Genomic DNA, 23819 nt, shown 5'->3' with positions numbered 1-23819 from the left:
ATAAATTATTAAAAAAGGCCATCCACAAGTCATCCTACTTGTTGGATAGCCTTTTTTTATTCAAATCAAAACCATTTCTTAGTCAAAATATACAGCTTTACCTGTTTTGGAAGATTCATAAATAGCCTCAAGAATTTCGGATACAACACAAGCTTGCTCAGGAGTTACAACCGGATCCTTATCCTGCTCAACGGCTTCAAGCCATAAGCGTGCTTCCAAATCGGCAGGACTTTCTTTCTTCCCATCGTAGAAATCTACGCCTTTAGCATCCAATTGGATCTGATTCATGTATAAGCGGCTGTGTTTTTCTCCGTTAATACGAAGACCATCCTGCATGTCTGCACCGCCTTCTGTTCCGCACAAGGTTGTTTTGGCTTCACCTGTTTGCAGCATATTAATCGCCCAGCTGGACTCCAATACTATGGTAGCACCATTCTCCATAGTAATCATCCCGAAGGCGGAATCTTCAACGGTAAACTTTTCAGGATCCCAGGCTCCCCAGGCATTGGCTGAATTCGGTTTATGGGAAAGCTTGTGAAAAGCAGTTCCCAGCACTGCCTTAGGCTTATAATTGTCCATCATCCACAAGGTCAAATCCAGAGCATGGGTACCAATATCGATCAGCGGACCACCGCCCTGCTTCTCCTCATCCAGAAACACACCCCATGTCGGTACTGCGCGGCGGCGGATTGCATGTGCTTTCGCATAATACACCTCTCCAAGATCACCTTCGGCACAAATTGTTTTCAAATATTGGCTATCCGAACGAAACCTGTTTTGATAACCGATCGTCAGTTTTTTGCCTGTACGTTTCGCAGCTTCAACCATACGTCTTGCATCAGCAGCTGTTTTGGCCATTGGCTTCTCGCACATTACGTGCTTATCGGACTCTAGAGCTGCGATGGAAATTTCCGCATGGGAATCATTCGGTGTACAAACGTGTACAATATCGATAGACCCGTCATTTAATAAATCCCGATAATTTTCATATACTCTAGCTCCCTCTGCACCGAACTTATTCGCTGCATCATGGGCTTTGTTTACATCAATATCGCAAAAGGCGACCATTTCTGCATTGGGTTGATTTTTTAATGCGGGCATATGTTTCCCGTTTGCAATCCCTCCGCAACCTATAATTCCAATTCTAAACGTTTTCGACATATTTCTTGCTCCTCCTTCAGGATAAAAAGCAAATTTGTTTATCATTATGATCAAAATAACCTAGTCCTAGTATAGACAAGAAACCACCAAAAATATATTTCGAATCCTGTTAACCTTATATACGATTTTGGCTTATGCCCATTTCCCGGGAAATGGCCGCCTCAGGTTCAATTTTTTACAAACGCAAAAAAGCCCCTTGAATGTTTCATTCAAAAGGCTTGCCGCTTAAGTTACTAATTTTTCTTCATATTCGTATTTGTACTGACCAATTTATAGCCGACACCACGAATCGACTCGATCTGCACACTCTGCTGATTCATTTCGAGCTTCTTTCTTAATGAGCTTACATGCACATCTACCGTTCGTTGCCCACCGATGTAGTCAAAGCCCCATACGATGTTCATCAAATCATCCCTTGTTACAACAACACCTGGCCGCTGAACGAGATACAACAACACTTCGAACTCTTTGGGTCTAAGCGAGATGGATTCGCCATTCAGCATAACCTCGTATTTCTCAGGATAGATGTTTAGTTCACCAACAGTGATGACCTTCTCTCCTGCGGTATTCTTCTCTTGCAATTGCTCCTCCGACATCGTTCTGCGCAATACGGCAGACACACGTGCGAGCAGCTCAGCAACACCAAACGGCTTAGTGATGTAGTCATCAGCGCCGTATTTAAGACCTTGTACAACCTCTTCTTCCGCATTGCGAGCAGTCAAAATAATGACTGGAGTCTTATTGCCCTTTTGCCTTAGCTTGGATAGAATTTCAAAACCATTAATCCCTGGAAGCATAATATCAAGAATAATTAAATCAAACGACTGCTGAAGAGCAATCTGAAGCCCATCGCTGCCGTGATCCACTACCTTCGTCTCATAACCGTCCTGCGATAAATTATAAGATAGCAGCCTTGCTAATGTAGGCTCGTCTTCAATAACTAAAATAGTTTGTGGCATGGGAATCCCCCGCTTTAATTTCTGTATACACCAATCATAGCATGACTAATGAATAATCGGCAATTCGATAATGAACTTCGACCCCATACCGACTTCACTTTCAACCCTAATTGACCCACTGTGCAGCTCAACCAAATGTTTGACGATGGACAGCCCTAAGCCGGTACCGCCTGAAACTCTTGACCGCGCTTTGTCCACCCGATAGAAACGTTCGAAGATACGCGGCAAATCCTTCTTTGGAATGCCAATACCGGTGTCTGAAATGGTCATACGAATTCTTTCATTTTCGGATGCGCCCCCTCCGCCAAGAAGAGAGTCCACCTTCACTTTTACTTTACCACCTTCAGGAGTGTAATTGATGCCATTGGATAACAGATTGATCATAATTTGCCGCAGCCGGTCCTCATCTGCTTCAATGTACAAATTCTCGTCTACAATCATATCGAGCTCAATCGACTTTTTGGACGCTTCCGAATTCATAACATGCAGACAATTGCCTACAAAGGTTTGCATATGAACCGGTGAAAATTGCAGCGGAATACGTTTCGACTCGATTTTAGACAACTCCAAAATATCGCCGATGAGCCGGTTCAAACGCTCGCTTTCATCAAAAATAATTTGCAGAAACGACTTAGCAGTTTCTTTGTCGTTTAAGGCACCGGCAAGAAGCGTTTCCGCGAAGCCTTTAACTGCAGCGATCGGTGTTTTTAATTCATGGGACACATTCGCGACAAATTCACTCCGCATCCGCTCCAACCGCCGAACCGCAGTAATATCATGAAGCACTATCAATACGCCTACCCATTCTTCCTCACCTAAAGACATGGGGCTTAAGTTAATTTCCAGTATGCGCTCCGACGGGTAATAGAAAATCATTTCATCCCGGATATGCTCGTGAACGTCAAAACATTCCTGAATCAATTGGGTAAAGTCAAACTGCTGCTTTGCCTCATCAAATTTTTTGCCCAGCAGCTCCTGGGATGAGAAGCCTAATATATCCTCTGCTGAACGATTCAGCAGCACGATTTTTCCGTCACGGTCAATCATCATAACGCCGCTGATCATATTCTCCAGCACGCTTTTCAAGCGGCTTTCGTCCTCAATAATCCGGTTCATCTGCAGCTGCAGGCTGTCTGCCATTCGATTGATCGCATGCCCGAGCTGTCCAACCTCATCCTTCTTACGTCCATGAACGCGAGCTTTATAATTCATATTAGTAATTTGATGAGCTACCTTCGTAATCATTTCTATCGGCTTTGTAATGCTATAGGCCACACGAAAGCTAATTAATACAGCAAGCGCAAATACGACCAGCAGGCCAATTAGCAAACCCAGCCATACCTGTCTAATCGATGCTTCTACCTCAACCAAGCTCATAGCGAGACGCACGTAGCCCTTGATTTGATCGTTTTCCTTGACCGGTATTGCCACATACAGAGTATTGCGGCCAACTGTGGCTGAATAGCGCGAATCCGATCCGACGGTACCACTGGTTCTTGCTTCGACAATTTCCTTACGTTCCGAATGATTCTCCATATCAGCCGCTGCATGATCGGAATCGCCCAGAACCTTACCATCCGCACGAATGTAGGTAATGCGCGCATCAGCCGATTTCCTCAGCCTGTTGGCTTGATCCGTGTAATATCGAATTTGCTCCTCATCCGACCCATTCTTATTCCAATCCAGAGTGACCAGAATAATTTTAAGCTCTCGCTGCATGTTCGCTTTCAATGCTTCTATGTGCGAATCCTTCAGCATCTGAGCCATAAATAGACCTGCTATAAGGACGGAAGAACCGATCAGCACAATAAATATCAATGTAAGCCGGGCACGAAATTTATGCATCGTTCATTTGTCCCTTCACTTGAGGTTATATGAATAAATAGTTTACTCATTATCGTAGCTGTTCAATAGTTAGATAGCTAGTTTTTTTTTTGTAAAGGGAGTTAAGCTTAGGAAAAGAATAGCGGAACTTTTTTTCCTCTATCGTCTGAGAAGCACAAAAAACAGAGGAATTACGGAAGAAGCTGTTCCGTTATCCCTCTGTTTTTCCACATTAGTGCATCTATTTGCCCAAATAACGGAACTCCAACTTCCGCAATCTCCTTAAGTTAGAGGCGGCAGATGGAATAAAGGAATTCCCCGTTCCGTTATTCATCCTTCAGGTCTCGTAGCAGCAGCTTCGCCACTATCTCACATTAAATCCATTTTAGGAGAAAACCGTTTCCTTCAATTGTGCAAGCTTTGCAAAAGAATCCTTTTCGACTTCCGCATGCAGACTGTTACCATGTGAGTCCATAGTTACGATTGCGGCAAAACCTTCCGTTTGCAAATGCCACATCGCTTCTGGAATACCGAACTCCATGAAGTCGACGCCTTCAACCTTTTTGAAGCATTCAGCATAATACTGAGCAGCTCCGCCAATCGCATTCAAGTAAACTCCGCCATGCTCCTTCAACGCGGCTAACGTTTTGGCGCCCATACCGCCTTTGCCGATAACAGCGCGGATACCGAATTTTTTAATAATATCGCCTTGATAAGGCTCCTCGCGGATACTTGTGGTCGGGCCGGCAGCCTTGACATGCCATTCACCGTCAGCATCCTTGGCCATAACAGGTCCGCAGTGATAAATCGCTGCGCCATTTAAATCCAATGGAGCATCATGATCCATCAAATGCTTATGAAGAGCATCACGGCCTGTATGCATGATACCATTGATAATGACTACATCCCCAACGCGCAGCTCACGAATTTGCTCCTCGGAGATTGGCGTTTGCAGTACAACTTCTTTACGTTCGGTTTTTTCAGTGGAAGCCGCTGCTTCCTGATTCATAGGAACCGTTTCTCCGGTTCTGTAAACCCATTCTTTAATATCGCCGCTGTTTGAATCAAGCAGCACGCCTTGTCTGCGGTAAGCCCAGCAATTATAAGCAACGGAGACGAAGAAGCTCGCTGGAAGACGGTTCATAACGCCTACCTTACACCCAAGCAGAGTAACTTGACCTCCAAAGCCCATAGTTCCGATACCAAGCGAATTCGCGTTGCCCATAATGTAGTCCTCAAGCTTGCGCAGCTCTTCAATGGGATTCACATCGTCAACATGGCGAAACAGCTGATGTTTAGCTAGCTCGTAGCCTGTCGTCCGGTCACCGCCTATGCCTACTCCGATGAATCCCGCGCTACAGCCTTGACCTTGAGCTTGATAGATTGAATGCAGAATGCACTTACGGATTCCATCAAGATCGCGGCCTGCTTTGCCCAAGCCTTCAATCTCCATTGGCAAGCTGTATTGAATATTTTTATTCTCACAGCCTCCGCCTTTTAAGATCAGCTTCACTTCGACATCGTCTTTTTCCCATTGCTCAAAATGAACAACCGGAGTTCCGGGGCCCAAGTTATCTCCTGTATTAGCGCCTGTTAAGGAATCAACGGAATTGGTACGAAGCTTGCTATCCTTAGTTGCTTGAGCTACCGCCGCCAAAATTTGTTTCTTCATTACAATTTGGTTAGCGCCTACAGGACAATGTATAATAAAGGTCGGCATCCCCGTGTCTTGACAGATAGGTGAGACATTGCATTCCGCCATATGAATGTTATTAGCAATAGTTGATAAGGAAAGCGCAGAACGCGTTCCAGCGTCCTCCCGGATTTTAGCGGCTTGAATCGCTTCGCGGACATCAGCCGGTAGGTTCGTAGATGTTTCTACAATCAGTTTATAGACACTTTGTTGGAAATGCTGCATGAATAAAAACTCCTCTCAAAATGATAAGCCCGGCTTCCAAACCGGACGAATTAAGCATAGGTATATAATAGCATAATCCGACATGTTCAAAAACCGTGAAAATGGGGCGGTTTTGCGGCTTTATTTGGCAGCTCACCTTATCCCTTCGGTTTCCACAAACATTTCGATATTCTACTGTTCTCACAGAAGGAATCCTTACCTCGGACCTAGAATATGTTTTCTTACCTACTAGGAAATTTCGACTACCAGATAAGGAGTTACGATTGCAGATGAACAAACTCATTCTAAAAGCAGCGGCCCTCAGTATTCTCGGCCTTAGTATCATCCTACCGTCTCTTTATGCAGCCAATTCCAGCGTTATTTTTAAAGATCAAGTCGCTGTTATTATGTATCATCATGTTGATGACGAAGCGAAGAGCTCCGGGACCGTTACAACCCAGCTTTTTAAGGATCAATTGTCTCTGTTAAAAAATAAAGGCTATCAATTCATAACACTCCAGCAGTTTAAGGAGTTTATGCAGGGCGCTTCGGTTCCACATAATGCTGTGCTTGTAACCTTTGACGATGGCTATGAGAGCTTCTATACAAATGCTTATCCCATACTTAAAAGCATGCGCATCCCTGCGGTCAATTTTGTTATTACCGGGGATTTGGAGGATCCATTAGCCAGCTACATTCCGTCCATGTCCCGCGATGAAATTATTGAGATGACAAGTGATACTAATTTTATAGATCTTCAATGCCACACCAACAGCATGCATCAAAAATTACCTGACGATAGCGCCATGCTGGTAGGACGGATCATCACTAACGGCACAAAGGAAACGGAAGATGAATATAAGCAAAGGGTTCTTAGCGATACTGGACAATGTGTCTCTAAGCTCAGCGAGCTGTATCCGGAGCCTATCGATTCGTATGCATATCCTTTTGGCATTTACGACAAGCTATCCTCCCAATACATTCAACAGGCCGGAATGAGATTCGCTTTTACCATTGTACCGGAAATGGCTACGAGAGACCTGGAGCCTTTGCAAATCCCCAGGATCAATGCAGGTAACAGCGCTATTTCACCGGAAGGCCTAGAAACTTCTATCAGGCGAAGAGTCGTTGCGACCAATCATCCATTTAACGAAGTACCTCTAATGGACACCATGAGCCAATTGGGCGGCAAAGCTTCTTTAACCAACAAAAATCAAATACAAATTCAATATCAGAACACCACATGGGTAGGCTCCGTAAACAGTCAGAAGCTGACTTCACTAACCGGAGGCAAGACCATTAATCTGCAAAAACCGCTTTATATGAAAAATAATGTAGTTTATATCGGCCTGAAAGATTTGGAAACTGCTATCGGCGTACAAATTGTGTATAATCCAACAGTACAGAGCTTTTCCGTACGCCAAACACCTGTAATAAAAAAATAATCAATTCTCCGATGTTAAAAAATCAGATAGGATGAGACACGATGGATAGTCATTTTTTCGCTTATATGTACAGATTGCGCTACATTGAACGCTGGAGCCTGATGCGCAATGTAGTGAAGGAGAACGTTGCCGAGCACTCTTTTCATGTAGCCATCTTAACCCATGTATTGTGCACAATTGCCAACGAAGTTTATGAGAGAAACATCCCGACGGACCGAATCGTCAGCATGGCGCTGTTCCACGATGCAACCGAAGTATTTACCGGAGATATACCTACGCCAGTAAAGCATCATAATCCCAAAATATTAGCTAATTTTCGAGATATAGAACAGCTGGCCGCGGAGCGTATGCTCGATATGATTCCTGACAAGCTGCGTCCGGTCTATGAGCCATTGATCGATACGAAGACCGGTGAAAACAACGAATTAAAGAAATATGTAAAAGCGGCCGATTTACTCGATGCTTACTTGAAATGTGTGACAGAGCTATCGGCCGGCAATAAAGAATTCGGAAGCGCCAAGAAGCAGATTGAGCAGTCCATCCAACAGATGAACATGCCGGAGATGCAGTATTTTCTCGATAACCTGGCACCTAGCCTGGAGAAAACTTTGGATGAATTGTCGGAAGAATAGGTTCGTGCTTTCACAAAAAGGGCTTTGTAAAATTTCAGCCACTACTTATTTGTTTAGTTGGTAGCCAAAATAACCTTCACTTCAACTTTTAGTTGGCTGGAAGGTTATTTTTGCATTTTATGGATTTGTTTTGAATGCAGCTCGACAGCGATCTCCCCGTCCCATTTGTAGAAAGCTGTAGGTTAGGTTCCGCCGCGGCTTACTATCCTAAAAGGCGACCATCATCATTCCATTGTCCATAAATTTTATTTGCACGGGTATGTTCAATAAATTTTTTCAATCGTTTATGATACAACTCTGCATCGGACTGCACGGACTGGATATTGTCGATCCTGATTCTAACATATAGTTCTGGCAAGGCTTGAAAATTGCGATAGAGCTCTTTATCTTGACGCAATTCCAATAAAATAGCTTCATTAATCAAAAAATATTCGACTTTCATATCTGGCAACACTTTATTTCCTGCTTCTGTCATTAAGCCTAATTTATCTAACCGTCGGACACGTTCTTTATTGAGCTCTGACCAGTTACTGTTTTTCTTTCTGGGTGAAAATCGTTGCCCCGTTTGAATGTCATCCAGTTTTTTGCGCGTGCTGTCAATCCATCCAAAACACAGAGCTTCTTCAACAAAATCCAAATAGCTTACTGGATGATTTGTAGTTGTTATTAACCAACAATAATCTTCAGTACTGTGATGGTCACTTAACCACTCTCGCCATTCTTGTCGAGTGCGAGCTTGCACTTGTTTATCTATTACCATTACCCAGGTCACCTTCAGTTCTGAGATTCAGGATTTCCAAATAATGCGGATTGTACATGATACCTAGTACATTACCAAATGGGTCCGTGACGGAAGCCGTAATGAATCCTGAATCACCACGGTGTGTGAGCGGTTCGTATTCTTCAGCTCCCATGGCTTTCAAATTCCTAAGCGTTGCTTCTATATCATCAACATGCCAGTACATGACGGCACCACCAGGGCCAGCTGCTGCACGCGCAGGAGCGAACCGGCGATCGATCAGACCCAGTTCATGCTGGTAATCTCCAAGGCGAAACTCGGCATAGGCTAGCCGCCCATCTGGTCCTGAGCGTTCGAAGTAAGGCGCAATGCCCAGCAGTTCGGAGTACCACGCCTTTGCCGCCTCCATATTATCCGCCCAGTAGCTGATGGTCGCAAATCCTCGCAATGTTTGTTTCTGGCTCATACTTAATTTCCCCCTAAGGCAATTATTATCGGTTCACTATTGTTATTATAAGCAACCTATGCTGACACCTATATGTCAGTGTTTCTAATCTTCTTCAACTATCCTACCCATTCGTAAATGACGTATAGTCAGTGTAACGCTCATGTTCCTAAGCTCCCCCCTTATGTCTAACTGGAAAACATCCCGCTAATTCTGGGCCATATCGGTCCTTTTCTGTAAATAACGGTAAAACGTCCCGTTAATCTTCCTCCTCACAGAAAAATGATCCAATATTACCGATTTTAGATGGAGCTTTTCCCGTTATATCCCAAAATGATGGCGCGAAGGCAAAATTAGCTCCGTAAATTCCAGCTAAACCCATTCGCTGCCCTCCTAATTTCAAGGTTATCCGGCTGCACAGTCCTTGCAGGAAGAACGCCTTGTCAAGGTTGCAGAATCAAGTAAAAAATCCCCACAAAGTGGGGTCTTGCTTCGAAGTTGATTCAGATACTTTGCGGGGAGCCCCGAAACATATAAATTAGATTAAAAAAGCAGGCGGCACTTCACGGCCACCTGCTTTTCCTATTTGTTAATATGTTAGCGAGCTAGCACTGCTTAGTTAATAAATCCCTCATATTGCAGGAACCGTTTGAGCATCACAGCTGCCTCTGCACGAGTTGCGTTGGCTTGAGGTACAAACGTCGTATCCGTCTGTCCATTAATCAGCACCGCATCTACTGCTTGTGCTACGGCCTCTTGTGCCCATGCACTGATTATGCCCTGGTCGGCAAACTTCGCGAGCAGCTGCTTTGTTTTTCCACTGGTATCGTTCGATTTACCTGCGATAGTCATGGCTCTTGTAATCATTAGCGCCATTTGCTCACGAGTGATCGGAGCGTTTGGTTTAAACGTCCCATCCTCAAAGCCTGTAACGATCCCCGATTGCGCTGCCGCTACGATCGTGCTTGCATACCAGTCCTTGCTATTAACATCTGAGAACTTCGATGAAGGATCAGCATTCAATCCTAAAGCGCGGACAAGCAGAGAGGCAAACTCAGCACGGGTAATTGAACTTCCCGGTTCAAATGCCGTATCCGTCAAGCCTTTCACCAAGAGCTTGGATGCCAACAGCTCAACGTCCGCTTTTGCCCAATGACCGTTCAGATCGGCAAAGCTTTTGCTTGACTGCACGACTGTATAAATACTATTCGAATGGTTCTTGATCGTGACTTGAGTGTTTCCGTCCACCACATTAAATACAGCAGGTACGAACGTCATTTCTCCTGTAGTCGGGTTATAAAGCACGGCAGTCGCTTTAGTTGAGTCTACCGTTTGCGGAATCACGATTATTCTAGAAACATACGTATGATTAAACTGGTCAATGGAAACCACATTACCTTTAGCACTAGCAGTAATCTTGAAATCAAGGACTTTCGCTTGATCACCGCCAATTAACGTGAGTCCGGCTGCATTGGCTTTTTGCAGAATTTGCTCCCCGATAGCTCCGGAAACTTTTTCAATCGCTACTGTGATTTGTACATCCTTTATATCTACACCAAGGCTTTTCGCAACAGAGCCTGCATCAATCACTTTAATAGGCAAATTGTAAGTGGCCAAATCGGTCTTAATGGAAATGACCGTTTGAGGTGCAGATTGATTGCCGCTTTGAATAGCGCTGCCAGGTAACTCCACTTTTATTGCGGAACCGCTGCCTTTAACCTCCAACGTGATTTTCTGTTCGCTTGGATTTTTACCTTTTATTGCTTCGATTGCCTTATTCAACCCGGCTGCATCCACAGTAACAAGTTGAATTATACGCCCATCGCCAGTTTTTTCTTCTTTAACGGTAATAGATCCGCTATCCACTTTTCCAACTTCTGCATTTGAAGCATTCTCAGTGCTCTGGCTGCCAGCTGCCGGACTTGAGGAAGAGGAGCTATGGCTATAAGCAAGTGTTACTGCATTTACGCTAAGTGCTGCACTTTGATTTCCTGCCTGATCCATTGCGACGACTTTAAACGTGTAATTGGTTCTTGGCGTTAAACCCGAAACCGAATAGGTCGTTCCAGTTACGGTGCCCATCAGCGTATCACCATTGTAGACTCGGTATTCTTTTACGCCTACATTATCTGTTGCCGTCGGCCAGCTTAATAGCATTCCTGTTTGATTAACATTGGAATAGGAAAGAGTTGCATTACTCGGCCAAACCGGCGATGTTAAATCAGCCCCAGGCGTTGAAACTACATTTACCTTATAGTTCTGTCTGGTGCCATTCCCTGCTTCTACCGTGTAAACAACCGGAGCCGTAAAGTTGTTAGCTGTAACTCCACTCACCTGGGTCGTGGAACCCACTCTCACTTTTGTTCCGGTGGTGGTGAATGTTGCAGCCAAATCGGACACATTAGTACCGTAAGGCACCGTAAGTTTGATCTCCGTCCCATCGATCGTTCCGTTAACTTCCGGATTCAAACCTTTGAAGCTGAACTCAGTAAGTCCCTTTTGATTCAAATCGAAAAGAGGTTCACCTGTTAATTTGAAATCGTCAATGTTCATGTAACCACTACTGCTTTTATCCAATCTTAGTCTGAATAAAAAGTTAGGATTGCCATCAGCTCTGGCATCGTTAATTGAAAATGTAAACGGATAATTGCCGTAAGTATCCGTCAGCTTGGTGTGACTGCTGTCACGGGTTAGTTTATTTGCAACGTTCCAAGTAGCTCCGCCGTCTATTGACCATTCGGAATACAGATTATAAGTTACCGTTTGATCTTGAGTCCTTGCCGCGAAAGAGCCTGAAATATTTTTATAATTGTTCAAGCTTATCGGTATTGTCACGGTAGAACCGTAAACCGTATCCTTTAACAGCCTTAAGGCCGCTGGCATGGATCTCGTATGCTGGGAATTGCCGTCCTTGATAAAAATACGTGCCGTAGATTTTATCGTGCCATTGTCATTAAACCCGCTGTACCATGTGAGTGGTTTCATCTCAGATACAGCTTGAGGCATTGGCTTTATCAAGTCGAACAAAGTTTTACTGCTATCTTTTAACAGGTCTATATCTATGCTTGGATCGTTTCTGTAATCACTGAATCCTGTTTCATAGATGGTAACCGGCAGTCTGTTCGGTAAAACATTCACTTTGATTGTATAGCTCCTGCTTGTACCCGATGGCGATAACACTGTATAAACAACCGGATTTGTGAAATCATTCGCCGTAAGGCCGCTTTCCTGCACTATGGAACCGACTTTGACGCTTTGGCCGGAGGTTTTAAAAGTAGCAACCAAACCTCTTACATCGGTTCCATTAGGCACATCCAGTGTGATTTCATCGTTATGGATCGTTCCCGTAACAGGCACATACAGACCTTGAAAACTGAATGTAACCAATTCTTTACGCGGAGCGGGACCCATGTTACCAGGAGCAATCAAATTTACGCGATGTGTATTTATTTGTGCCCCGAGCATTATTTCTGCCGCACTCCATAGCTTATCGTCTCCATACTTAACGGCAGCTTCCCGTAAATATCTTGCAAAGGCACTTTCATCTTCATCACGGAGCTCATCATAAGGCCATTGTGAAAAATCAATAATATAAGGCGCTATAAAACCATATGCATTGCGGATGCCATCTTCGGAATTCCAAAGATCAACGCCGACTTGATCACCCAAAATCGACAACATGGAGAAAGGAATTAAATTAAATAAAAAATAATGAAACGGACGCGTTCTTCTCAATTCCTCCGGCATCGTCCCATCATCCATGATTTGGGCTGAAATGCGAGGGATTGCCGTCGTTTGCAAGTAAGTTTTGGCATCATCTCGTTTGCCTAAATACATCAAATAGTTGACGAATTGCGCATCATACCATGTGCCGTGATTATTTATCGTCGCTTTTTCTGCTTGTGCGAGCGGACTTGTTTGTAACCATTCAACGTATTGCATTAACCAGCTTTTGAAACTTAGCGTATCCGAACTTGTCCAACTGGCTGAATTCGAAATAAGCTCAATAGCATCAATAATTTCAAACAGCTTATCGGATTCCAGTACGCCTTCCTTTCTTCCGTTCTCAGCCCCTCCTACGCCTTGGGCATAATTCATATTCGGATTCATTTTCGTATTCGGGTCGATAAACCATGTTTTTAGCAGCAGGGCCGCACGTTCAGCGTATTTGCTGTCATTAGTATAATAATAAGCAAGAGAAAGCGTAGAAACCGTTGTTCGCAGCAAGGTGAAGCTTTGCTTGTCATATTTATCCGTGAGCCCTTCCGGATTGGTCTCCCCATCTTTGTTTATATACGGCAATCCATCAGGCTTGGTTAAATCCGGCCACCAGTAAGGCGCCGCGCTCCAATAATCATGTTTATCACCGTTCGGATTAGGAGGGGTCCCCGTCTTGTACATGACCGAATAGGGACCATTGGTCATTGCTACCTCTGCGTCCATAATCAATTGATTTACAGCTGCCGAATAATCGGTATTGCCGGGAGTCATTACCTTATTTTTAACCGCTTTCAGCTGGCCCGAATTAAATAATTGGGTGTTCGGGTACATATCCGGCTTAACGGATACAACTACATTGGAGCTGTTCTTACTATCGGTTGTTACGGTTTGAATAGCGAAATTGTATGCCTGATTAGCATTCAAATTCGTAAATGTTGCGGATTGCTGTCCCTTGTTAACAAGGACAGACCTGCTTCCGTCCGATAGGTCATAGACCTTAACCTTATCGAAGTCCAAATAAACTGCGCTAAGGACAGGATCCGTCCATTGGATCGTTGCTGTACCGTTTGCTTTGGATACGAATGCTGAAGTAACTGGGGCAGGCTCGGTTGGACCTCCCTCATTGTATAGCTCAAATTCGCTTAATTGAAAATTTGGAGATTGCGCGCTAAACAAGAACGTTACTCTTACATATTGCGCAGTCACAGTATTATTTAATTTCACCAATTCCGTCCTAGCTGAAGTACCCTTATTCGTTACCGTATCTTCGTAAGCTTTGATCCAGGAAGTGTTATTATTCGAATACTCAATCCTGACTTTACTCACACCATTACTTAAAGCCATTTGGAAAACGGCTTTATTAAATGATTTTACAGCTCCTAAATTAAGAGCAAACCAAGCCCCATTACCGGTTGGTTCACGCTCTGAAGAATTAGGCTGCCAATACGTCGAGATCAAGCCATCGTATACATTTGAAGCAACTCCAGCTGTTGCCTGAGTACTATAACCGGCCAACTTCGCCCCTAGCACTAAATTGTCCGAAGCCGCATTAGCAGTCGAAACAAACAAGCCTCCAGCTTGTCCAAGTACAGACAATACCAATAAAATGGAAAGAAGGCCACTTATTTTACTTTTAAATCGTCGTAGTACATTCACTGATATCAACCCCTTTTTATTATAAAACGCTTTCAAAAATAATCTTAACAAATTCTAATTGTATTTATTTGCGGAATCATTTCGTAATTTTGCGGTATTCAGAAGGAAAATGGTTTTTTATATGGAACTTAACTGTAACTGAATGAATTGGAAACCTGGAATCAGGAAGGGACACATACATCATGAATCGTTTGTCGATCAATCATTTCTTGCATTTCAAACCTTATTTTTACCATTATTCAAAAGAATCCATTGGTCCTACTCAGATTTTCCACGCACACCAAAGTATGGAGATTATGTTCGTTCATGCAGGCAAGGGCCGCGTTTTTCTTGAAGGTGACATTTATGACGTTGAACCAGGTACTCTGCTGATCTTCCATCCGTTTCAGCTTCATCGTGTGATTATGGATCCCCAAGTTCCTTTTACCCGTACCTTAATCTTATTTGATTATTCCGTACTGGAAACTTATCTTCATTCCTTTCCGCAGTTACGTTCATTTGTAAGGCTCTTTCTTGATTCCCAATCGGCAACTCACGTTATCGGGCCTATGAAGGAGTATAACATTCTAGAGGAATTATGCCGTTCGTTCGGACAACTACAGCAAGAAATGGACCAACAAGAGATTCCTCCTTTATCGGAAAAACGCATCGAATCTTTTGTGCTGTTTATTATTTCATTTTTGAATCAATTGCAAATTGCATATCGTGAACTGGATATATCCCCTGCCGGACAGCAGGGAACAGTCGTTCTTCCTCATCATGTTGAAAAAATTATGCAAGCCATCGAGGAACGATTTATGGATGATTTGACCATAGGGGAGCTAGCCCAGCAGTTGTATCTGTCCATGTATCATCTATCTTCGTTGTTCCGTAAAACGACCGGCATCAGCTTCTCTACTTCACTGACTAACCGTCGTATCCGTGAAGCTTGCCTTTTGCTTAGAACCACTACATATCCTCTCAAGGAAATCGGCAACAGGGTTGGGATGCCCAATACTTCCCACTTTTGCACGGTTTTCAAAAAAATCATGAATATTACCCCCATTCAGTATCGCAATTCACAAAGGGAATGAAGTAGTAGAAAAAAACAGCTCACCGGCACGATTCACGGGCCTTTGAGCTGCTTTCTCTGCTTACTTACCTTATTAGTTTATCCAATCACAATAATTACACAAACCTTCTGCCAAAATGACCAAGAACACCTTTTCCTGCGGATTTTGGATGTTGGGCTACCGTGGCAGAACTCGGTTCCCGATCGCGTTCGCCCCTTAGCAGGTCACCCTGATTGAGCATGGTGTGATCACCATTGATCATGCACCACTCAACCAAATATTGACGCATATTACGCTGCAGCTTGGCAGCCTCTGACTCCGGCTCCGCTATACTGAACAAGGTTCCGTCAGCTCATCCGGGTCTGCCGCCAAATCGAATAGCTCCTCAACTCCTACATACGTATGATATACATATTTCCACTGCTTATCTGCAACCATGGGGGTCGGGGGTCGGGCTTCGGGCTTCGGGCTTCGGGCTTCGGGCTTCGGAGTTCGGGGTTCGGGGGGTTCGGGTTCGAATTCGAGTTCGGCTTCCGGGTTCGGTTACAGCATTGCAAAGCAACTTAGCACGCCCACGCAAATAGCAGGAAAATGTCACGTTAATTGCTCCGAAAATAGCGTTTCTAGCCCTTTAACTGGAATTTCTCATGCTAATTCTACCTTATATGGCTGATATTATCCATATCACCCATATTAGAAGGAGTTTTTCCAGTTATATTGATTGCAAACGAAATCCAGGCTGGATTAGCGGGAGGATTTCCATCTATTCCTTTCTTTCATGTGGTTGAGTGCTGGACAACCCCCGAACTCTCATACGATTAACCGATATTGAGGAATTAGAAAAAGAAAAAGTTCGCAAATACAGCGAACAAGATCTAGCCGAGATGGCAGAGGTAGCGGAATATGCCGACGAGATGCTGAAGCAAGCTGTGAAACAATGCTGGCTGATCCCTTATAAAGTCCATTTTTGGACAGTAAAGGGGATGTCCTAAAAGTAGCTAATGCTACTCAAGGACATCCCCTAGCTCTAATTCCTGTATCCATTCATTATGTAAAAAAACATCTGCTGCTTGAATCGCAGCTTAAAAAGGGAACTTCATCATCGTTACAAGCAAGAAGAAAATCACGCCAGAGATGACGCTTATTTTCTTGATTTTGCCTATATGAGCCTTAACACTGGAGCCATTGTCATCAGCCAATGCTTTGCGCATCGCACTCCCAAGCACTCCGGTCAATCCGCCAAGCGCCAAGAACAGAACAACGGCTATAATCATCCAAGCCACCGAGAAACCGCTCTTGCTTACCAGGTATCCCCCCGAAAGCAGTGCGATGACAAGAGCCAACTGTCCTGAACGGTTAGTTGCGTACAAGACGTTCAAGAATCCTACCTGTGCAGCTCCTGACAATGCCTCGATGCGCATGGACAAGAAAGGAAACATCAGATACACACCCATTAAAATAGCTGATAGTACATGTAAATAAACGAACAAGTTATGCAATGGGAACCCTCCGTCTCTAAAAACACATTTTACGTTCAGTATACCCGATAAAGCGCCATCTAAGCAAATTATGGAAGGGGATTTGCTCATATTTTTCAAGACAATCCCCTCCAATTGTGGACTAACCGTGAACTGCGGTCTCTCCTCGTTTGGCCGCCCGCTTTTCCCTCCACGTTTCAAGGATTACGAATAGCGAAGGAACAACAATCAAGGTAAGTAAGGTTGAATAAATTAACCCTGATATGATCGTAATTCCCATAGGTCTCCATAAATTTCCGCCCATAATTGTCATCGGCAATAATCCGCCTATCGCTGTAGCCATCGTAAGCAGGATAGGCCGCAGTCTCGCTTTACCCGCCTCAGCAACTGCTTCATGCAAGGCTAATCCGCGTTTTCTTGCCTGCTCAATAAACTCGATTAATATGATGCCGTTCCTTACCACAATCCCAGCCAAGCTGACTAATCCCATCAATGCCATAAAGCCGATAGGAGAATTTGTCAGATACAAGCCGATTACGGCTCCACCAGCGGCCAAATAAACGGTAGAGAGAATCAAGAGAGGTATGGACAAGCAATAAAATTGCATAACCATTAAAATATAAATTAACAAAACAACAATGATGGATAGCTTTCCGATAGCGGCAAACGCATCGTTTCTTTCTTCATTCTCTCCGCCATATTCCACCGTATATCCAACCGGTATCGGGTAGCGGCTCATTTGTTCTTTTACTTCCTTTACGACATCGTCTGGAAGACGATTCTCCGTGTAGCTTCTGACAATAATCGTTCGTGTCTGATTGCGGTGATGAATAGATTTAATCATTTGACCGCTGCGGATATCACCAAGCTCGCGTACAGATACGGTACCGCCTTTTTGCATAGGGACGTACATTTTTTTCATCGTTTCCTGAGGGTCGGCACTATGTTCTTTTGCATAAAGAGTTACATCAAGCAGATCCTCTTCTTTTTGCATCGTAGTAACCGTCAGCCCCTCTGTTGCGATGCGTATCGTTTGTGACAGATCCTTCTCGCTAACTCCATAAAGCTGAAGCTTGGCGGGATCCGGCAGCAATTGGAACGTGTTCATATCTGTTCCCACATCATCCGAAACGCTGATTGTCCCTGGAATTCCCTTGAGAATGTCTTGAACATCATGGGACAGCTGTCTTAACTGGAGCAGATCGCCACCACTAATACGAATAGCAATCGGTGCTCCAACCGGAGGTCCCTGCTCAAGCTCCCGTGGCGTTATTTCTACATCCTCCGGAAAAAGCTTTTTTAGCTCCTGTCTCCAGGTGCTTATTACCTTCTGAGTATGTATCACCTTGGGGTCCGTTTTGACGAACAACTGGCCAATCTCTGTCCCTGTCCGATCTGATTCGGAATAGTAGAAACGTGGCGTAGTTCTGCCCGAATAGCTCGATACGAACACAACGCCAGGCTGCTGCTGCATCCAATCGGCTGCTTTTTGCAGCGTATATTCCGTTTCGGCGAGAGTACGGCCCGTCGGAAGCTTGAAATCAATCAGCATCTCAGCTTTCTCCGCAGGCGGGAAATACTGTACGCCTAGCAAGGGAAGCAAGCCGAAGCTGCTAGTTCCAATCAATAAGGCTGCTGTGCCCGTCAAGAGCGGGCGTTTGAGGAAGCGATGTATTTGCTTGCCGTAAAACACACTCAAACGTTGGATCGGTTTGCCCAGCAGTCCAGGTGTCATTGATGCACCTTGTACATCGCTCTCATGGAGCCTCATTTCAGAGGAGGCTGAAAGCCCTGGCTTTTTTTTGCGAAGCGCGCGTTCACCTGCCCATTGGCGGAAGATGGGGATGATCGTCAAGGACATCGCCATTGAAGCAGCCAAGGTTAGCGATATAACAACAGGCAAGGGTCGAATAAAGCTGCCAATATTGCCTTTTAAGAAGAACAGCGGCAGAAAGGCTGCCGCAGTAGCAATGGTAGCTGTAAGTATAGATATGGCTACATCCCGACTGCCTTCTAGTGATGCTACTGCAGGTGAATCGCCTAGCTGCAAGCGCCGTTGAATATTGTCATTTACAACAATCGCATCATCCACTAATATGCCAAGCACAATAACAATCGCAACAACCGTAATCTGGTTAAGATCTATCCCCATCAGCTCTACCGGAATAAAACCTACTGTGATAGAAATAGGAATCGCCAGCGCTACAATCCAGGAAGTTCCAAAGGTGAGCCCCATGGAGCAGACAAGAATAACGGCAGCAATACCAATCAATAACTCTCGCCCCAGCTCCTTAAATAAGTGATCAAGGCTTTCCTTCTGTGAGAACAAGGATTCCATCTGCACCTCATTCGGAAGCTGCTTGCGCAGCTCAGAGGCCTTCACATCAATCAAATGCTGCAGTGCTGGAATATCGGCTCCTTTTTTCGCATTAATAACTAAATCAAGCGTCGGTTTGCCGTTATGAAAAATACTGACTTCCGATTCCTTGGGACGCAGCTTCACATTCGCAACATCCCGGATTTTTAAAGCACTGCCTGCCGGAAGCCCCAGAAGCTCCGTATTGGCAATATGCTCAGCCGTCTTCCATTCCCCGGACATATCGACGTAGAAGGATTTAGCGCCTTTTTCTACCGTTCCCAAAGGAACCCGATCATGCTTGGTCATGAGCGATTGGGCAACAATCCCCCAAGGCAGCTTGAACGTATCCAGCTTATCTGTATCGAGAATAACGGCTACTTCCTGCTCAGGGAGACCAATGATATCTACATCGCTAACCCCAGGAACCGCACTAAGCTGAGTTTTCCAAATTTCCATCATTGGCCTCAGAGGCTCCAGCTGCTCCTTCTTATCTACGACAAAGTGAAGTATTTGCTCCGCAATCTTGCTCATATCGTCGTTGACGACAGGCTTTTCCGCCTCAGCAGGAAGCTCGCTCTCCGCGGATTGTACCTTTTGCCTCAAAGTATCCCAGGTTCGTTTAATGTCCGTATCCGGCTTGATCTCCACATTGATGACCGAAACATTAGCCATGGAGGTCGAGCTCATAATGGAAATGTCGCTCATTTCCTTAATCTTTTTTTCCAGCGGACGCGTAACCAACTGTTCTACCTTCTCAGGCGAAGCACCCGGATAAATCGTCTTGACAAGCGCCACGGTCACATCAATTTCCGGATTTTCCCTTTGCTTCAGCGTAAGTACATTGACAATTCCCAGAAGCATAGCCATGCAAAAGAACAGGAGCGTCACTTTACGGTACTTTAGCAATTTAGCAATCATTCGCCACCTGCATCCATTGGCCCCAACTCACATGGCGCATTTATACCTGTGAGAATTTGTGCTAACGATTCAATATGCGTTTCATCATACTTCTGGATAATAAAATATTGATAAGCAACCATCTCGACCATCCCTATTTTCGAAAAGGCCATAACCTCCAGCTGCTGCTCTGAATAGTTTGGAAAAGCACCCCATTCCATTAACGATTGCTTAATGACCAGCATAATCCTCCGGTAAAAAGCATCCGAAATATCCCCAATTTCTGAGGAAGCCGACCCGTGCTGCTTCAAAATTTTCAAAATGCTTTTATTATGATAATACACACGAAGCGTATCTTGCATCATTCGGTAAAATGCCTCATCCTTGACGTTCCCTGTGCAGTTTTGTTTAATGGTTACAGCGATTTCATCCAGACATGACTCGGCAATGCTGCGGAACAAATCCTCTTTACTCTTGAAATACAAATAAAAGGTCCCCTGGGCAACACCTGCTACACGTACAATATCCGATACCTTGGTAGTATGATATCCTTGCTCCTCGAAGAGCTTTAACGCGGCTTCTATAATGCCTTCTTTCTTGTCCTCACCCATGCGCCTAACCCCCCATTCCCACTTATTTATTTATGACTGACTGATCAGTCATTTTTATATTAACATCATTATCCAGTCCATGCAACTCATGCTGAGGGTATTATTTTCTACAGAATACTACTCCTTATAAAGCTTGTTTCATTGACACAGCAGATGTATAATTGTAACAATTTACTTGAATAATCGCTGTTAGAATGGAGCTGCGCCAATGAACATTCGCTGTTTGAATCCGGCAGATGCCGAGATTTATCGGGAGATCCGACTCAAGTCTCTTAAAGAAAATCCTGAAGCTTTTTTAACAACCTATGAAATACAATTAATAAAGCCTATTGAAGAATTCCAGCAAAATCTAGAGCAAACAGAATTAAAATTTACTCTGGGCTGCTTTAGTAAAGCTAATGAGCTGGCGGGAATCGTTACCTTCGTGCGAGAAAGCAATCCCAAAATTACACATAAAGGTACTATTTATGCCATGTATGTGAGCCCTGAATTCCGTGGTATGCGAGTGGGCTATGCCCTGCTAACCGAATTAATACAACGAGCCAAACAATTTCCAGGCCTAGAGCAAATTAAATTAACTGTTGTATCCAACAATCTTGCAGCCAAAAAACTTTATGAGTCCATTGGTTTCACTACGTATGGAACAGAACGAAACGCTATGAAAACGAACGGACAATACTGGGACGATGATATGATGGTCATAACCTTTTAAACCCAGTTGATCCTCTAGCTCTTCGCCTGGCTTCTGGCTTTAGTTGCGCCCGTGCTCCCTACTCCGGTTGCTTTGAAGCTCTCACTGTAAGAATATACCATCCTGTCTTGCAGCGGGTTGCCTTCAAGTAAATGCTCCCGAACTATACGTCGTCCAACATCCGGTGTTACGTCTTTATACCAAACCCCTTCGGGATATACCATCACTACGCATGCATCCTCGCAGCGCCCATTGCATCTCGTTCTTGTTGTATGTATTCGGCCGTCCGCATCCAATGCCGCAATTTCTGCACGAATTGCCGTTGTAACCTCCTCCCCCTGCTGTCGCAGGCAGCTGCCTCCATTGCAAATAAATACATGATGCGTTACATCAGATAAATTCCAAGTCGTCATTTTTATTAAGCCTCTCTTTCCTAATTCCCAATCCCAAAAAAGAAAAGCTTCTGATCGAAGCTTCAAATCAGTGTGCTTGACCCTCCTCCGACCATCTATCCTCACAAAATCCTGCAAACAAGCAGTTATTTTCTAGCGAAATCGCGATTGTGAGAAAAGACCTGCAAAAGTACATCAATTCTCATGGAAAACGATCCGTTTCAGCTAAGGATGAAAAAAATAAATGCACATTCGCATGAATTCAAGAAATCGGCCGATATGCAAATCAAATGGATGTATAGATGCAGGTTTTTGGGGAGGAGGCAATAGCTCGAATGGAATAATTCAAATAAAGTTGTGTGCGCTGTCGTTGCTGATCTTAAAGTTTTGTCTAAAGCTGAGCTGGGCAACGGAGACGAAATCGAATGACTTCGTCAATCTCTGATTTCAGTTTTGAGCCCAAATTTATACTTGGTACAAGCTTGTAGAAAAGCCTTCTATTCCAATACCTTTCGACGAAAATAAAAAAGACATCTAAACCCCTCAGCAAGAAAAATGCATGAAAAGGTAAAGATGCCATTAGCTGCTGTGAGCATACGACGGCCGTCTTTAACACTTCCCTATCTCCCGTAGGTTAGCAGTGTTGTCAGAACAGGCAGGTCTCCTGGCTCCGGAATTTACCTCGCAGCTGCCTTCCCAATCCAAGAAACAGAATCAGTGGCATGATAGCAGCGATTATTCCGATACAGTGGCGGGACCGCGTCGGCATTCAACCGAACTTCCCTATTACGCTCCATTGAATGAAGCACCTTGTTCCCACAATTTACAGTTATGATTGAACAACACTGATCATACATGAATATTAAGTTTTTAACAATTAAAAATAACTTATAAATAGTAATAATTACTATTTATAAGTTAAAGAATAGTTTATATTCTCAGCAACGTCAAGTGTTCGATAAAAATAATTACTCTAATAGAAGCTTGCGCAGCTTGGAGATCGTATCGTCATCGTTTGACGGTATATTGATCGTGACGGTAAGGTGGGGAGCATCCGATACAAGAAATGAAATTTGATCGAATACGATTAGTCCGACCGTTGGATGATAATTGATTTTCCTTCCTTCAGGTCCGTTCAGAACATCATGCTCTGGCCACCATGTCCTGAATTCCTCGCTTGCTCGATTTAATTCATCGATGAGCTCCATCCACCAAGGATCTCCTGCGAATTTCCCGTAATTGGCGCGAAACTGAGCTAACCGGTGTCGCGCATGAGTTTCCCATGTTTCCTGGAGCAACTGCCGGATATACGGTGATGTGAACGTCCGCCAGACAGAGTTGCGCTCGCGCATCGACATAACCTCATAATTCCCGTAAATCATGCTTGCAACCTTGTTCCATGCAACAACATTCAGACGCTGATCAGTAACAATGGCCGGACTCGTCCCCTGCAGATCAAGGAAGCTCTGCAACTTTGGGCTAATGATGCTTTCGCTTGGGATCAGATCAGCTGGCAGCTGCTGGAGGGCCAGCAGAAATAAATGTTTGCGCTCATTCGAATCAAGTTGGAGAGCCCGCACAATACTCTCCAGCACTTGAGCGGATACCTGAATGTTTCGCGCTTGCTCCAGCCACGTATACCAATCCACGCTGATGCCTGAAAGCGCCGCTACTTCCCCGCGCCGAAGTCCTGGCGTCCGCCGACGGCCTCTGTTAGGCAAGCCGGCCTGCTCGGGTGAAATACGGGCGCGCCGTGACTGCAAAAACTTAGCCAGCTCATGTAATCGTTCATTGGCTGATTGTTCCATTGTTTCACACCCGCTCCCCTTTGTCGGATTCTTATAGTAGGAGAATTAATCCT

At 44.4% G+C, this 23819-nt stretch carries 19 protein-coding genes and 1 riboswitch; of the genes, 5 read left to right on the top strand and 14 right to left on the bottom strand.

Features of this window, described 5'->3' with window-relative positions; genetic code table 11:
* Positions 1–78: 78 nt before the first annotated feature.
* The 4 genes from NV381_RS26240 to NV381_RS26225 form a co-directional block, all read right to left on the bottom strand.
* Complete coding sequence (locus NV381_RS26240; protein WP_258216256.1) at positions 79–1161, bottom strand: Gfo/Idh/MocA family protein; 1083 nt, start codon at positions 1159–1161, stop codon at positions 79–81.
* A 233-nt stretch (positions 1162–1394) separates the two neighbouring features.
* Complete coding sequence (locus tag NV381_RS26235; protein WP_258216255.1) at positions 1395–2120, bottom strand: response regulator transcription factor; 726 nt, start codon at positions 2118–2120, stop codon at positions 1395–1397.
* Positions 2121–2165: 45 nt separating this feature from the next.
* Positions 2166–3965, bottom strand: a complete 1800-nt coding sequence (gene pnpS, locus NV381_RS26230; RefSeq protein ID WP_258216254.1) for a two-component system histidine kinase PnpS — start codon at positions 3963–3965, stop codon at positions 2166–2168.
* A gap of 364 nt (positions 3966–4329) precedes the next feature.
* Positions 4330–5862, bottom strand: a complete 1533-nt coding sequence (locus NV381_RS26225; protein WP_258216253.1) for a fumarate hydratase — start codon at positions 5860–5862, stop codon at positions 4330–4332.
* Between the two features lie 269 nt (positions 5863–6131).
* On the opposite strand from NV381_RS26225, the gene NV381_RS26220 reads away from it, so the two are divergent.
* Positions 6132–7286: a polysaccharide deacetylase family protein gene (locus tag NV381_RS26220; RefSeq protein ID WP_258216252.1), complete on the top strand. Its 1155-nt coding sequence runs from the start codon at positions 6132–6134 to the stop codon at positions 7284–7286.
* Between the two features lie 41 nt (positions 7287–7327).
* Complete coding sequence (gene yfbR / locus NV381_RS26215; RefSeq protein WP_258216251.1) at positions 7328–7918, top strand: 5'-deoxynucleotidase; 591 nt, start codon at positions 7328–7330, stop codon at positions 7916–7918.
* A 202-nt stretch (positions 7919–8120) separates the two neighbouring features.
* Here the strand turns inward: yfbR and NV381_RS26210 are convergent, their stop codons facing one another.
* The 4 genes from NV381_RS26210 to NV381_RS26195 all read right to left on the bottom strand — a co-directional run bounded on the left by NV381_RS26210 (position 8121) and on the right by NV381_RS26195 (position 14478).
* The gene (locus NV381_RS26210) at positions 8121–8678 is read right to left on the bottom strand and encodes a YdeI/OmpD-associated family protein (RefSeq protein WP_258216250.1); all 558 of its coding nucleotides are present in this window, start codon (positions 8676–8678) and stop codon (positions 8121–8123) included.
* On the bottom strand, positions 8665–9123 hold the full coding sequence (locus NV381_RS26205; RefSeq protein WP_258216249.1) for a VOC family protein: 459 nt from the start codon (positions 9121–9123) through the stop codon (positions 8665–8667). The genes NV381_RS26210 and NV381_RS26205 overlap by 14 nt, the downstream gene beginning before the upstream one ends.
* 238 nt (positions 9124–9361) lie before the next feature.
* Positions 9362–9484, bottom strand: coding sequence for a hypothetical protein (locus NV381_RS26200; protein ID WP_258216248.1), 123 nt, complete (start codon positions 9482–9484; stop codon positions 9362–9364).
* A 233-nt stretch (positions 9485–9717) separates the two neighbouring features.
* Positions 9718–14478 carry an alginate lyase family protein gene (locus tag NV381_RS26195; protein WP_258216247.1) on the bottom strand — a complete coding sequence of 1587 codons (4761 nt, stop codon included), beginning with the start codon at positions 14476–14478 and terminating at the stop codon, positions 9718–9720.
* A gap of 182 nt (positions 14479–14660) precedes the next feature.
* Between NV381_RS26195 and NV381_RS26190 the strand changes: the two genes are divergently transcribed.
* Positions 14661–15551 (top strand): AraC family transcriptional regulator, encoded by an 891-nt coding sequence (locus NV381_RS26190; protein WP_258216246.1) that lies wholly within the window; start codon positions 14661–14663, stop codon positions 15549–15551.
* A 94-nt stretch (positions 15552–15645) separates the two neighbouring features.
* Here NV381_RS26190 and NV381_RS26185 read toward each other — a convergent pair whose 3' ends face one another.
* Positions 15646–15870, bottom strand: a complete 225-nt coding sequence (locus tag NV381_RS26185) for a hypothetical protein (RefSeq protein ID WP_258216245.1) — start codon at positions 15868–15870, stop codon at positions 15646–15648.
* Positions 15871–16318: 448 nt separating this feature from the next.
* Here NV381_RS26185 and NV381_RS26180 point away from each other — a divergent pair, with 448 nt between their 5' ends.
* Positions 16319–16522, top strand: coding sequence for a hypothetical protein (locus NV381_RS26180; RefSeq protein WP_258216244.1), 204 nt, complete (start codon positions 16319–16321; stop codon positions 16520–16522).
* 90 nt (positions 16523–16612) lie between these two features.
* Here NV381_RS26180 and NV381_RS26175 read toward each other — a convergent pair whose 3' ends face one another.
* From NV381_RS26175 to NV381_RS26165, 3 genes are all read right to left on the bottom strand, one after another.
* Entirely contained in the window at positions 16613–17029 is a 417-nt protein-coding gene (locus tag NV381_RS26175; protein WP_258216243.1) for a hypothetical protein, read from the bottom strand.
* A 121-nt stretch (positions 17030–17150) separates the two neighbouring features.
* Positions 17151–20285, bottom strand: a complete 3135-nt coding sequence (locus NV381_RS26170; protein WP_258216242.1) for an efflux RND transporter permease subunit — start codon at positions 20283–20285, stop codon at positions 17151–17153.
* Entirely contained in the window at positions 20282–20875 is a 594-nt protein-coding gene (locus NV381_RS26165) for a TetR/AcrR family transcriptional regulator (protein WP_258216241.1), read from the bottom strand. The genes NV381_RS26170 and NV381_RS26165 overlap by 4 nt, the downstream gene beginning before the upstream one ends.
* 208 nt (positions 20876–21083) lie before the next feature.
* On the opposite strand from NV381_RS26165, the gene NV381_RS26160 reads away from it, so the two are divergent.
* On the top strand, positions 21084–21587 hold the full coding sequence (locus NV381_RS26160; protein WP_258216240.1) for a GNAT family N-acetyltransferase: 504 nt from the start codon (positions 21084–21086) through the stop codon (positions 21585–21587).
* 14 nt (positions 21588–21601) lie between these two features.
* On the opposite strand, the gene NV381_RS26155 is transcribed toward NV381_RS26160, so the two are convergent.
* Positions 21602–21979 carry a (2Fe-2S) ferredoxin domain-containing protein gene (locus NV381_RS26155; RefSeq protein ID WP_258216239.1) on the bottom strand — a complete coding sequence of 126 codons (378 nt, stop codon included), beginning with the start codon at positions 21977–21979 and terminating at the stop codon, positions 21602–21604.
* Positions 21980–22594: 615 nt separating this feature from the next.
* Positions 22595–22786: riboswitch (cobalamin riboswitch) on the bottom strand.
* Between the two features lie 140 nt (positions 22787–22926).
* Positions 22927–23766 carry a helix-turn-helix transcriptional regulator gene (locus NV381_RS26150; protein ID WP_258216238.1) on the bottom strand — a complete coding sequence of 280 codons (840 nt, stop codon included), beginning with the start codon at positions 23764–23766 and terminating at the stop codon, positions 22927–22929.
* Positions 23767–23819: the final 53 nt, after the last annotated feature.

The organism is Paenibacillus radicis (ex Xue et al. 2023) (assembly GCF_024722015.1).
In the GTDB taxonomy this organism is placed as follows: Bacteria; Bacillota; Bacilli; order Paenibacillales; family NBRC-103111; genus Paenibacillus_S.
The sequence above is the reverse complement of the archived record's forward strand: the minus strand, read 5'-3'. Positions and strand labels throughout refer to the sequence as shown.

Bases quoted from the DNA above. Each gene is read 5' to 3' on its own strand.
- NV381_RS26155 (WP_258216239.1), bottom strand. From the start codon at position 21,979: ATGACGACTTGGAATTTATCTGATGTAACGCATCATGTATTTATTTGC.
- NV381_RS26220 (WP_258216252.1), top strand. From the start codon at position 6,132: ATGAACAAACTCATTCTAAAAGCAGCGGCCCTCAGTATTCTCGGCCTT.
- NV381_RS26225 (WP_258216253.1), bottom strand. From the start codon at position 5,862: ATGCAGCATTTCCAACAAAGTGTCTATAAACTGATTGTAGAAACATCT.
- NV381_RS26200 (WP_258216248.1), bottom strand. From the start codon at position 9,484: ATGGGTTTAGCTGGAATTTACGGAGCTAATTTTGCCTTCGCGCCATCA.
- yfbR (WP_258216251.1), top strand. From the start codon at position 7,328: ATGGATAGTCATTTTTTCGCTTATATGTACAGATTGCGCTACATTGAA.
- NV381_RS26150 (WP_258216238.1), bottom strand. From the start codon at position 23,766: ATGGAACAATCAGCCAATGAACGATTACATGAGCTGGCTAAGTTTTTG.
- NV381_RS26205 (WP_258216249.1), bottom strand. From the start codon at position 9,123: ATGAGCCAGAAACAAACATTGCGAGGATTTGCGACCATCAGCTACTGG.
- NV381_RS26165 (WP_258216241.1), bottom strand. From the start codon at position 20,875: ATGGGTGAGGACAAGAAAGAAGGCATTATAGAAGCCGCGTTAAAGCTC.
- NV381_RS26235 (WP_258216255.1), bottom strand. From the start codon at position 2,120: ATGCCACAAACTATTTTAGTTATTGAAGACGAGCCTACATTAGCAAGG.
- pnpS (WP_258216254.1), bottom strand. From the start codon at position 3,965: ATGCATAAATTTCGTGCCCGGCTTACATTGATATTTATTGTGCTGATC.
- NV381_RS26210 (WP_258216250.1), bottom strand. From the start codon at position 8,678: ATGGTAATAGATAAACAAGTGCAAGCTCGCACTCGACAAGAATGGCGA.
- NV381_RS26170 (WP_258216242.1), bottom strand. From the start codon at position 20,285: ATGATTGCTAAATTGCTAAAGTACCGTAAAGTGACGCTCCTGTTCTTT.
- NV381_RS26190 (WP_258216246.1), top strand. From the start codon at position 14,661: ATGAATCGTTTGTCGATCAATCATTTCTTGCATTTCAAACCTTATTTT.
- NV381_RS26160 (WP_258216240.1), top strand. From the start codon at position 21,084: ATGAACATTCGCTGTTTGAATCCGGCAGATGCCGAGATTTATCGGGAG.
- NV381_RS26240 (WP_258216256.1), bottom strand. From the start codon at position 1,161: ATGTCGAAAACGTTTAGAATTGGAATTATAGGTTGCGGAGGGATTGCA.